The sequence below is a fragment of the Pseudomonas sp. W2Aug9 genome, assembly GCF_023127755.1.
Lineage (GTDB): Bacteria > Pseudomonadota > Gammaproteobacteria > Pseudomonadales > Pseudomonadaceae > Aquipseudomonas > Aquipseudomonas synxantha_A.
Window position 1 is genome coordinate 279,950 of sequence record NZ_SPKL01000037.1, and the last position, 12,156, is coordinate 292,105.

A 12,156-nucleotide genomic window follows, 5' to 3' on the forward strand; every position below is an offset into this window, starting at 1 on the left:
GCTCCTACAGGTGGATTAAGGTGGGGGACCTCAGATCCGGAAGCTACCCACCAATTGCTTCAGACGCGAGGCCTGTTGTTCCAGGTCCGAGCAGGCGCGCAGCGTCGATTGCAGGTTTTCCACCCCTTCCTGATTGAGGGTGTTGATCTCGGTGATGTCCATGTTGATCGACTCCACTACCGAGGTCTGTTCTTCAGTGGCGGTGGCGACCGACTGGTTCATGCCGTCGATCTCGCCAATGCGCTGGGTCACGCTGTTCAAGCGCTCACCGGCCAGGTTGGCGATTTCAACGCTGTCCAGGCTGTGACGCTGGCTTTCACTCATGGTACTGACCGAATCGCGCGCGCCCACTTGTAGCTCCTCGATCATCGTTTGCACCTGTTGCGCCGATTCCTGAGTGCGATGGGCCAGGTTGCGCACTTCATCGGCCACCACCGCAAAGCCACGCCCGGCTTCCCCGGCGCGCGCCGCTTCGATGGCGGCGTTGAGCGCCAGCAGGTTGGTTTGCTGGGAAATGCTGGTGATCACTTCCAGGATCTGGCCGATATTCACTGTTTTGTTGTTAAGTGCTTCGATATTGCTGCTGGAGGCGCTGATCATGCTCGATAACTGCGTCATTGCCTTGATATTGCGCTCAACCACTTGCTGGCCGTCTTCAGCCAAATGCCGGGCGTCGCTGGCCTGATTGGAGGCTTGCGCAGCGTTGCGCGCGATCTCTTGGGCGGCGGCACCCAGTTGGTTGATGGCGGCGGCGACGCTGTTGGTGCGGTTGGCCTGTTCGTCGGAGTTGACCATCGACGAATTGGAGGCGCTAACCACGCGCAGCGCCACTTCATTGACCTGCTCGGTGGCTGACGACACTTCGCGAATCGAGGTGTGGATGCGCTCGACGAAGCGGTTGAAGGCCGTACCCAGGGTGCCGAACTCATCGTTGTTCTGGATGATCAGGCGCCGTGTCAGGTCACCCTCGCCGTCGGCGATGTCCTGCATGGCCCGGGTCATCAGGTGCAGCGGTTGCAGCAGCACGCGGATCAACATGCCCAGCAAGGCGATGATGATCACCACCGCGATGATCGTGGCGATCACGGCTGATGTACGGAACTCACTGAGCATGGCGAACGATTTGGCTTTATCCACCGACACACCCAGGTACCAGTTCACCGATGGCAGGCCCTTGATCGGGGTGAAGGTCACGATGTTGGTTTTGCCGTTGGCTTGTACTTCGCTGAAGTCGCTGCTGATCTTCGGCGTGTCCTTTGGATACACGTCAGCCAGGGTCTTCATCACCAGGGTTTTGTCCGGGTGCACCAGCACCTTGCCGTCGGCACTGACCAGGAAGGCATAACCCATGCCGCCGAAATCCAGCGCGCCAATGTTATCCACCAGGGTTTGCAGGCTCAGGTCGCCGCCTACCACACCGATACTTTGGCCCCCCTTGGCGCTGGGGGTGGCCACGGAGATGATCAGTTGCCCGGTGGCCGCGTCTATATAAGGTTCGGTCAGGGTTGAGCCATTGCTGGCCTGGGCGCCCTTGTACCAGGGGCGAACACGCGGGTCGAAGCCGTCGGGCATCTTGGTGTCAGGGCGAATGGTGAAGGTGCCCTGGCTGTCACCCACGTAGGTCGCCATGAACGAAGACGTCAGCGCTTTCTGTTCCAGCAGGCTGGCAACCACGGACGGTTCAGGATTGATGGCAATGTTTTGCGCAGCGTTTTCCACCAGGGCGATACGCCCGGTGAGCCAGGTCTGGATATTGCTGGCGGTAACGTCGCCCATTTCGTGCAGGTAGTTATTGAGGTCGTCACGAATCGCATTGCGCTGCAGGTAGTCGTTGTAAAGGGTAAACAACGCGAAGGCGGCGATGACGATAAGGGAGGCTGCAAGCAGGATCTTGTGGCTGAAGCGCAGATTTTTATTCATGGCTTGTAGGGTCCGCTAAGGTCTTAATATCCGAGGCGCGTCCTATAGGGGAGGCGCAAAATGGCAGCGTTAAAAAAGGTGTGGTATTTCTGGTGATAGCTCCGTTGGTCCATATCGGAATTATCTGACCATTTTTTAGTCTTTGTCGGGCTTACATCCGTCTATATCGACCTCGCGGCACTAAAGATTAACCATAGGTGACGAAATGCCTGACTCCACACAACTGCTTATCGGTGCCGGCCTTGACGGCCAGCCCATCGCCCAGTCCATGCGCCTGGCCAACCGTCACGGGTTGATCGCCGGCGCCACCGGCACCGGCAAGACCGTCACCTTGCAGCGCCTGGCCGAAGCCTTCAGTGATGCGGGCGTGGCGGTGTTCGCCGCTGACATCAAGGGCGACCTCTGTGGCCTGGGCGCCGCCGCCAACCCTCAGGGCAAAGTGGCCGAGCGCATTGCCGGTATGCCGTTCCTGGATTACACGGCCCAGGCGTATCCGGTCACCCTGTGGGATATCCACGGGCAGTCCGGTCATCCGCTGCGCACCACCATCAGCGAAATGGGCCCGTTGTTGCTCGGCAGCTTGTTGGAGCTGACTGACAGCCAGCAATCGGCGCTCTATGCGACCTTCAAGGTGGCCGACCGCGAAGGTCTGTTGCTGCTGGACCTCAAGGATCTCAAGGCACTGCTCAATCACCTGCGCTATCACCCGGAGCTGCTGGGTGAAGACGCGGCGTTGATGACCACCGGTTCCAGCCAGGCGCTGTTGCGACGCCTGGCTGTGCTGGAGCAGCAGGGCGCCGAAGCCTTGTTTGGCGAGCCGGCCCTGCAACTTGAAGATATTCTGCAACCGGCCAGCGATGGCCGCGGGCGCATTCATCTGCTCGATGCCAGCCGGCTGGTGCATGAAGCGCCGAAGGTCTACGCGACCTTCCTGTTGTGGCTGCTGGCAGAGTTGTTCGAGCAATTGCCGGAGCGTGGCGATGCCGACAAACCGCTGCTGGCGCTGTTTTTCGACGAGGCGCATTTGCTGTTCGCGGATACGCCAAAAGCCTTGCAGGAACGTCTGGAGCAAGTCGTACGCTTGATCCGCTCCAAAGGCGTCGGCGTGTACTTTGTCACCCAATCGCCGGGCGACTTGCCGGATACGGTGCTGGCGCAACTGGGTTTGCGCATTCAGCATGGTTTGCGTGCGTTCACCGCCAAAGAGCAGAAATCCCTGCGGGCGGTGGCCGACGGTTTCCGGCCCAACCCGACCTTCGATACCTTGTCGGTGCTCACAGAGTTGGGGACGGGTGAGGCGTTGGTGGGAACCTTGCAGGAAAAGGGCACCCCGGAAGTCGTCCAGCGCGTACTGGTTGCTCCCCCGCAATCGCGGATCGGGCCGCTCAGCGCAGCAGAGCGTGCGGCGTTGGTCGCCAGTTCGCCGCTGTTGGGCCGCTATGACAAGCCGGTTGACCGGGAGTCGGCCTATGAAGTGCTGATGGCTCGCAAGGAACTTGGGCCCACCGAGGAAACCGCACCGACCGCCGAAGAACCGAGCTTTACCGACAAGGCCGGTGCATTCCTGGGGACTACTGCCGGCAAGGCGCTGAAGTCAGCCATGCAGCAGGCGGCCAATCAAATGGGGCGCCAGTTGGTACGTGGCCTGTTGGGCTCGTTGCTGGGCGGCAGCAAACGCAAGTAGTGTTCAGGCTTTGGGCCGGGCATGAGCGGCCAGCCGTTCCAGGGCTGCGCGCAAGCCTGGGTCGCTGATCCCTTCGGCGGTTGCCTGGAGGGTTTCGGCCGCATTTTCCGACAGGTCCATTGTATGCCCCACTGCGCCTTGCGGCACGGTGGGCGGCTGTACCTTGAACTGAATGCGCGTCAAACCGGCGAACTCGTCAAAGACCATCAACTGGCGCTGCAAGCGTTTTTGCTGATAGCGCAAGCGTGTGGCCCAATGGCCATCAGTGACAATTAATAGCAGATTGCCTTCTCGCCAGGACGCCACATGACAATGCTCACGTGCGGCCGGTTGCAACTGGCTTTCAAGCAGGCGCTGCAAACGGCCCAAGCGTTGCGCATGGCCAAAGATGGCTTTCAACGGCTTGGCTTCGCGAAGCAACACGCCGGGAGCGCGGGCTGTAAGAGGGCGAAATGCCATGTTTAGACACCTTAGGTAACAGAGCGGTTATCTTACCAGAAAGCGCCGGTATGCCCCGCAGCCATGCCTTGGCTGGGCTTTACCCATGAAATCAATAAGTAACTTCTGCGCTCTATGGGTTGAAGTTCGCGCAAAAGCCCTTATTTTAAACAAGCCCTCTCATAGCGCCGCGCCTGCATCGGGAAACAACGTTACTTTCCTCACCCACGATTCCGGGTAGAATGCGCGTTCGCAATGCGGCCGTGAGGGCTGCTCGGGCCACTCACGGTGCGCCCTCCATCCCTATGTGTGGAAGAACCTGCCGATATGTTTGCGCCTTTGTTAAAGAAACTTTTTGGAAGCAAGAATGAGCGCGAAGTCAAACGCATGCTCAAGACGGTGCAGCTGGTCAATGCCTTCGAGGAGCAGATGGTTGCTCTGTCGGACGAGCAATTGCGCGCCAAGACCCAAGAGTTCAAGGCCCGCATAGCCAAAGGTGAAACCCTCGACAAGCTGCTGCCCGAAGCCTTCGCGGTCGCCCGCGAAGCCGGTAAGCGCGTTATGGGCATGCGCCACTTCGACGTCCAGTTGATCGGCGGCATGACCTTGCATGAAGGCATGATTGCCGAAATGCGTACCGGTGAAGGCAAGACCCTGGTGGCAACCCTGGGCGTTTACCTCAACGCACTGTCCGGCAAGGGCGTGCACGTTGTGACGGTGAACGACTACCTGGCCCGCCGGGACGCCAACTGGATGCGCCCGCTGTATGAATTCCTCGGCCTGACCGTCGGCGTGGTAACGCCGTTCCAGCCGCCGGAAGAGAAGCGCGCTGCCTACGCCGCCGATATCACCTACGGCACCAACAACGAATTCGGTTTCGACTACCTGCGCGACAACATGGCGTTCAGCATGGAAGAAAAATTCCAGCGTGAACTCAACTTTGCCGTGATCGACGAAGTCGACTCCATCCTCATCGACGAAGCCCGTACGCCGCTGATCATCTCCGGTCAGGCCGAAGACAGCTCGCGCCTGTACACCGAGATCAACAAGTTGATCCCGCGCCTGGAGCAGCACATCGAGGAAGTCGAAGGCGTGGTGACCAAAGAAGGTCACTTCACCATCGACGAGAAGACCCGCCAGGTCGAACTCAACGAAGCCGGTCACCAGTTCGTCGAAGAGATGCTGACCCAGATCGGCGAACTGGCCGAGGGTGAAAGCCTGTACTCGGCGCACAATCTGGGCCTGTTGACCCACGTGTATGCCGGCCTGCGCGCCCACAAGCTGTTCCATCGCAACGTCGAATACATCGTGCAGGACGGCCAGGTCGTGCTGGTTGACGAACACACCGGTCGTACCATGCCCGGTCGCCGTCTGTCCGAAGGCCTGCACCAGGCCATCGAAGCGAAGGAACACCTCAACATCCAGGCCGAAAGCCAGACGTTGGCGTCCACCACCTTCCAGAACTACTTCCGTCTGTACAACAAACTGTCCGGCATGACCGGTACGGCCGACACTGAAGCGTTCGAGTTCCACCAGATCTACAACCTGGCCGTGATGGTCATTCCGCCGAACAAACCGTTGGCGCGTAAAGACTACAACGACCTGGTGTTCCTGACTGCCGAAGAGAAATACGCGGCGATCATCAACGATATCAAGGACGGCATGGCCAAGGGCCGCCCGATCCTGGTGGGTACCGCCACTATCGAAACTTCCGAGCACGTGTCCAACCTGCTTAACAAGGAAGGCATCGAGCACAAGGTACTCAACGCCAAGTTCCACGAAAAGGAAGCCGAGATCATTGCCCAGGCCGGTCGCCCTGGCGCGCTGACCATCGCTACCAACATGGCCGGTCGTGGTACCGACATCCTGTTGGGCGGCAACTGGGAAGTGGAAGTGGCCTCGCTCGACAACCCGACCCCTGAGCAGATCGCCCAGATCAAGGCTGACTGGCAGAAGCGCCACCAGGCCGTGCTGGAATCCGGTGGCTTGCAGGTGATCGCCTCCGAGCGTCACGAATCGCGCCGTATCGACAATCAGCTGCGTGGCCGTGCCGGCCGTCAGGGGGACGCCGGTTCCAGCCGTTTCTACCTGTCGCTGGAAGACAGCCTGATGCGCATCTTCGCCTCTGATCGGGTGAAGAACTTCATGAAGGCCCTGGGCATGCAGTCCGGTGAAGCGATCGAGCACCGCATGGTGACCAACGCCATCGAGAAAGCCCAGCGCAAGGTCGAAGGCCGCAACTTCGACATTCGCAAGCAACTGCTCGAGTTCGATGACGTCAACAACGAACAGCGTAAAGTGATCTATCACATGCGTAACACGTTGCTGGCCGCCGACAATATTGGCGAGACCATCGCTGACTTCCGTCAGGACGTGCTCAACGCTACCGTCAGCGCCCATATCCCGCCACAGTCCCTGCCTGAACAGTGGGATGTTGCCGGCCTGGAAGCCGCGTTGAAGAGCGACTTCGGTGTCGACTTGCCGGTTCAGCAATGGCTGGACGAAGACGACCACCTGTACGAAGAAACCCTGCGCGAAAAACTGATGGCCGAACTGCTGGCCGCGTACAACGAGAAAGAAGAGCAGGCGAGTGCCGAAGCACTGCGCACCTTCGAGAAGCAAATCGTGCTGCGCGTGCTGGACGACCTGTGGAAAGACCACCTGTCGACCATGGACCACCTGCGTCACGGCATCCACCTGCGCGGTTACGCCCAGAAGAACCCGAAGCAGGAGTACAAGCGCGAGTCGTTCACGCTGTTCTCCGAGCTGCTGGATTCGATCAAGCGCGATTCGATTCGCGTGCTGTCCCACGTTCAGGTGCGTCGCGAAGACCCGATCGAGGAAGAGGCACGCCTGCGTCAGGAAGCCGAGGCGCTGGCTGCGCGCATGCAGTTCCAGCATGACGAGGCTCCGGGCCTGGAAGCGCCTGAAGCGTTGGGTGAAGAGGTCGACGTGGCCCTGGCTCAAAGCCCGGTTCGCAATGATCAGAAACTGGGCCGCAACGAGCTGTGCTTCTGCGGTTCGGGCAAGAAATACAAACACTGCCACGGCCAGATCGAATAAGATTTTCGCCTGACGCTGCAACACCCCCGCGCCGCGACCGGCACCAGCCGTCGCGGCGTTTTGCCATTAATTCCCACCGTCGATAGCGACGGCACAGACATCATCTATTTCAAGGAGCGCATACATGGCTGTTGGTCTTGGTCCTTTGCCCACATTGCACCCGGTCGCCGGTTTTGAACTCGGTATCGCTTCGGCCGGCATCAAGCGCCCGGGGCGCAAGGATGTGGTAGTGATGCGCTGTGCCGAAGGCTCGACCGTGGCAGGTGTATTCACCCTCAACGCTTTTTGCGCCGCGCCAGTGATCCTGGCCAAGCAGCGGGTGGCCGGGTCGATTCGCTACCTGCTGACCAATACCGGCAACGCCAACGCCGGCACCGGCGAGCCTGGCCTGGTGGCGGCTGCGCGCACCTGCGCCAAGCTGGCGCAACTGGCCGGCGTGGACGCCAGCCAAGTGCTGCCGTACTCCACCGGCGTGATCGGTGAGCCGCTGCCAGTGGAAAAAATCGAAGGCGCCCTTCAGGCTGCGCTGGATGACCTGTCTGTGGATAACTGGGCGGCTGCGGCCACCGGCATCATGACCACGGACACCTTGCCAAAAGGCGCGAGCCGCCAGTTCGTGCATGACGGCGTGACCGTCACCGTGACCGGTATCAGCAAGGGCGCAGGCATGATCCGTCCGAACATGGCCACCATGCTCGGTTATATCGCCACCGACGCCAAAGTCTCCCGCGATGTGCTGCAGCGCCTGATGCTCGATGGCGCCAACAAGTCGTTCAACCGCATCACCATCGACGGCGACACTTCCACCAACGACTGCTGCATGCTGATCGCCACTGGCCAGGCCAACTTGCCGGAAATCACGTCCACCGAAGGCCCGCTGTTCGCGGCGTTGAAGCAGGCCGTGTTTGAAGTGTGCATGGAGGTGGCCCAGGCCATCGTGCGCGACGGCGAGGGCGCGACCAAGTTCGTTACGGTTGAAGTCAATGGCGGCGGCAACCATCAGGAATGCCTGGATGTGGGTTACACCGTGGCTCACTCGCCGCTGATCAAGACCGCACTGTTTGCATCGGACCCTAACTGGGGGCGTATCCTGGCCGCCGTTGGCCGTGCCGGCGTGCCGGACCTGGACGTGAGCAAGATCGACGTGTTCTTGGGCGACGTATGCATCGCCAGCCGCGGTGCCCGTGCCGAAACCTACACCGAAGCCCAGGGCTCGGCGGTGATGCAGCAGGAAGAAATCACCATCCGCATCGAACTGGGCCGCGGCGAGTGCAGCGAAACCATCTGGACTACCGACCTGTCCCACGAGTACGTGAAGATCAACGCGGAATACCGTACCTGATACCAAGAGGAAACTGGTGGTGAAACGAGTGCATGTAGCAGCAGCGGTGATCCGCGGTGTCGACGGCAGGATCCTGTTGGCGCGCCGTGCCGATACACAGCATCAAGGCGGCCTCTGGGAATTTCCCGGCGGCAAGGTGGAGGCCGATGAGTCGGTCGCCACGGCCTTGTCCCGTGAATTGCAGGAAGAACTGGGTATCCAGGTCACCACGGCGCGGCCGCTGATCAAGGTGCAGCACGACTACCCGGACAAGCAGGTATTGCTGGATGTCTGGGAAGTCTCGGCTTTTACCGGCGAGCCTCATGGGGCCGAAGGGCAGCCGTTGGAATGGGTGTCGCCGCGGGACTTGCTCAACTATGAGTTCCCGGCGGCGAATGCGCCGATTGTTGCTGCTGCGCGCCTGCCCGCCGAGTACCTGGTCACCCCCGGTGAGCTGGAAACCCCGATGTTGTTGCGTGGTATCCAGAAGGCCATCGCTGGTGGCATCAAGCTGGTTCAACTGCGTGCGCCCAACGGCTATGACCCCAAATACCGCGATCTGGCGGTGGATGCGGTTGGCTTGTGTGCCGGCAAGGCACAACTGATGCTTAAAGGGCCGTTCGAATGGCTGGGGGATTTCCCTGCCGCCGGCTGGCACATGACCTCGGCGCAACTGCGTAAGTATGCGAGCAAAGGCCGACCGCTGCCGAAGGATCGCTGGTTGGCGGCTTCTTGCCACAACGCCGAAGAGCTGGCACTGGCAGAGATGATGGACGTGGACTTTGTCACCCTGTCGCCGGTACAGCCGACCCAGACGCATCCGGATGCGCAGCCTTTAGGTTGGGAGCAGGCGGCGCAGTTGATCGCCGGGTTCAGTAAGCCGGTGTTTCTGCTGGGCGGGGTTGGGCCTGCGCAGCGGGAGCAGGCCTGGGAAGCCGGGGCGCAAGGCGTGGCTGGGATTCGGGCCTTCTGGCCGCAGGTTTGATGTTGCGCTGACGGGCCCTATCGGGAGCAAGCCCCCTCCCACACTTGAATGTATTCACAATTCAAAATGTGGGAGGGGGCTTGCTCCCGATGAGGTCTTGCCAGTCACCCGATAAATCTCAGTGTGGCTTGGCAGCCGCCTGCCACAACACTTCAGCAACACCTTGGCGCCGGGCAATCACCCTGGCCGCCACAAACAGCAAGTCCGACAACCGATTGATATACGCCAATCCCACCCCCTCCAGCGGCTCCAGCGCATTCAGGTGCTGACACCGCCGCTCCGCACTGCGCGCCAGGCTACGACACACATGGGCTTGGGCGATCAACGCCGAGCCGCCAGGCAGGATGAAGTTCTCCAGCGGCCCAACCTCCTCATTCCAGCGATCAATCGCCGCTTCCAGCCGATCCACTTCCGCCGCATTCAATGCCTTGTACACCGGCATCGCCAGCTCGCCGCCCAGGTCGAAAAGGCGATGTTGGCAAGGTGTGAGCACCTCAATCACATCCATTAGCGCCGGATGCTTGCCGCTTTGCTCTTCAAGGTTGGCCAGCAGCAAGCCCAACTGGCTGTTCAGCGTATCCACCTCGCCAATCGCCTCCACGCGTGGGTGGTCCTTGGGCACGCGGCGGCCGTCGCCGAGGCCGGTCTCGCCCTTGTCGCCGGTACGGGTGTAGATCTTCGACAGGCGAAAGCCCATGGTCAGTGCTCCAGTTGGGTAAGTTCAGTGGGGGGCAATTGGCTGCCGGCAAGCGGCAGGCGCAAGGTAAAGCACGTGCCCTGGCCCAGGGTGGAATGCACTTCCATCTGGCCCTTGTGGTTGTTGGTAATGATGAAATACGACACCGACAGCCCAAGCCCGGTGCCCTGGCCGATTTCCTTGGTGGTGAAGAACGGCTCGAACGTGCGTTTGCGCACGTTTTCGCTCATGCCGATGCCGTTGTCTTCCACCTGGATTTCTGCCCACGGCGGGTTGAGGCGGGTGCGCAGGATAATGCGCCCCGGTTCGCTGTCGTCTTCACGCAGGTGAATGGCCTGGGCGGCGTTCTTCAGCAAATTGAGCAGCACTTGTTCCAGCTCGTTGGCGGTGCCGGGCACGGGGCCCAGTTGCGGGTCGAACTGGCGGATGATCGCTTGGCCCTTGAAGTCGAAGCCGATGGTGAGGTCGAAATCGTTGCCGGCAATTTCCACGGCCTGGTCGATCAAGGCCGGCAAGTCGCAGGGGGCCATCTGGCGATTACTGCGCCGGCTGAAGCTGAGCATGTGGGTGACGATTTTCGCGGCGCGGGCGCCAGCTTGCTGGATGCCGTCGAGCAACTGCGGGACTTCGCGGCCTTGCAGGTAGCGATTGACCGTGTCCAGTTCAATCCCCACTTGTTCGGCGAGCTCCAGGTTCTTGGGCAGGTCGGGGGACAGGCGGCGGCGAATGTTCTGCACGTTATGCAGGATGGCGCCCAGAGGGTTGTTGATCTCATGGGCCATACCGGCCGCGAGGCCGCCGACCGAGAGCATCTTCTCAGATTGCACCATCATTTCTTCCAGGGACAGGCGCTGGGTGATGTCGTCGATCCGGATCACCACGCCGCGCCCGGCACCGCCCATCAATGGGTAGAACGTCAGGGCGTAATGCTTGGGCTCGTCGTCCTTGATCCAGGTGACCCGTTCTATCCGCTCCACCGAGTGTTGCTCCACCGTTGCCTTGATTTGTGGCAGGTACGGCTTGAGCGGCTGGAAGGCCAGAAAGATCGGCTGGTTCAGGGCTTCGTCCAGGCGCGTGCCGGAGAGAGCAGTGGCTTCCTGGTTCCACTGAGTGACGTAGAGCTGTTCATCCAGTGCGATCAGCGCCGAGGGCATCGAGTCGATGATGCTGTTGAGGTAGTTCTGGAAACCGGTGAGTTTTTTCTCGATCTTGCTGCGCACCTGAACTTCCAGTTCGAGCTTGCGGTTGGTATGCCGGGTTTCTTCGGCCAAACCCTGGGCCTGGTCGTAGGCGGCCTGGGAGTCGTCACGGGCGCGCTTGAGTTGCTGCTCGCGGGCTTCGATACGCGACAGCATGGTGTTGAAGGCTTCGGCCAGGCTGCCGATTTCATCATGGTTGCCAGGCCCTGCGCGCAGGGCGTAGTTCTCTTCGCGGGTGACCTGGCGCGAAAGCTCTTCCAGTTCATGGATGGGGCGGGTAATCAGGCGTTTGATCTGCCGGGCGATGACCAGCCACAGCAACACACTGAAGATCAGGATGCCCAGGCTCGCGGTCAGCGTGCCGGTATAGAAGGCCACCGGCAGCTCACTTGTGGCCACCAGCAACAAATGCCCGGAAGGCTGGTTGCCACGGGGCAGGGTGATGACCTGGTTGCTGCGAAACTCGGTAACACGCCACGCTTCAATATGCCGGTAGTGGTCCGGCAGGTGCAGGCGGTCGCCGTGTTGCATCTGCGCCAGGCGGTTGCCTTCGCCGTCATACAGGGCGGCGGCGCGCAACGGTGAATAGCTGGTCAGTTCGTTGAGCAGTGCCTCGGCCTTGGCCGGGGATTCAAGCGCCTGTGCGGCGAGCGACGGGTTGGACACCAGCCGACCGATGGCCTGCAGGGCCTGGGGGGCCATGCTTTCCTGGGAGATCCAGTAAGCAGCGCTGATAAACGTCAGGTTGGCCACCAGCAATACGGTGGTCAACAGTACTAGCAGGGCCGCCAGCAGTTTCTGCCCTACCGGTAGATTTTCAAGACGCTGGCGCAGTGGCATCAGGGTTTT

Annotated in this window: 8 protein-coding genes; 4 read left to right on the top strand and 4 right to left on the bottom strand. The window is 60.7% G+C overall.

The genetic code is table 11. From position 1 onward, the window contains the following. Positions 1-30: 30 nt before the first annotated feature. Positions 31-1,920, bottom strand: a complete 1,890-nt coding sequence (locus E3O56_RS25860; protein ID WP_103734708.1) for a methyl-accepting chemotaxis protein — start codon at positions 1,918-1,920, stop codon at positions 31-33. Between the two features lie 205 nt (positions 1,921-2,125). Here E3O56_RS25860 and E3O56_RS25865 point away from each other — a divergent pair, with 205 nt between their 5' ends. After that, positions 2,126-3,604: a helicase HerA-like domain-containing protein gene (locus E3O56_RS25865; RefSeq protein ID WP_103734709.1), complete on the top strand. Its 1,479-nt coding sequence runs from the start codon at positions 2,126-2,128 to the stop codon at positions 3,602-3,604. A 3-nt stretch (positions 3,605-3,607) separates the two neighbouring features. On the opposite strand, the gene E3O56_RS25870 is transcribed toward E3O56_RS25865, so the two are convergent. Continuing rightward, positions 3,608-4,063 carry a DciA family protein gene (locus tag E3O56_RS25870; protein ID WP_005790949.1) on the bottom strand — a complete coding sequence of 152 codons (456 nt, stop codon included), beginning with the start codon at positions 4,061-4,063 and terminating at the stop codon, positions 3,608-3,610. A 306-nt stretch (positions 4,064-4,369) separates the two neighbouring features. Here E3O56_RS25870 and secA point away from each other — a divergent pair, with 306 nt between their 5' ends. The 3 genes from secA to E3O56_RS25885 all read left to right on the top strand — a co-directional run bounded on the left by secA (position 4,370) and on the right by E3O56_RS25885 (position 9,411). After that, positions 4,370-7,105, top strand: a complete 2,736-nt coding sequence (gene secA, locus E3O56_RS25875; RefSeq protein ID WP_005790947.1) for a preprotein translocase subunit SecA — start codon at positions 4,370-4,372, stop codon at positions 7,103-7,105. Between the two features lie 124 nt (positions 7,106-7,229). Then, entirely contained in the window at positions 7,230-8,447 is a 1,218-nt protein-coding gene (gene argJ / locus E3O56_RS25880; RefSeq protein ID WP_005790945.1) for a bifunctional glutamate N-acetyltransferase/amino-acid acetyltransferase ArgJ, read from the top strand. 19 nt (positions 8,448-8,466) lie between these two features. Beyond that, positions 8,467-9,411 carry a Nudix family hydrolase gene (locus E3O56_RS25885; protein WP_248129174.1) on the top strand — a complete coding sequence of 315 codons (945 nt, stop codon included), beginning with the start codon at positions 8,467-8,469 and terminating at the stop codon, positions 9,409-9,411. A gap of 118 nt (positions 9,412-9,529) precedes the next feature. Here E3O56_RS25885 and E3O56_RS25890 read toward each other — a convergent pair whose 3' ends face one another. Continuing rightward, complete coding sequence (locus E3O56_RS25890) at positions 9,530-10,108, bottom strand: cob(I)yrinic acid a,c-diamide adenosyltransferase (RefSeq protein ID WP_005790941.1); 579 nt, start codon at positions 10,106-10,108, stop codon at positions 9,530-9,532. Positions 10,109-10,110: 2 nt separating this feature from the next. Continuing rightward, entirely contained in the window at positions 10,111-12,147 is a 2,037-nt protein-coding gene (locus tag E3O56_RS25895) for an ATP-binding protein (RefSeq protein WP_148852627.1), read from the bottom strand. Positions 12,148-12,156: the final 9 nt, after the last annotated feature.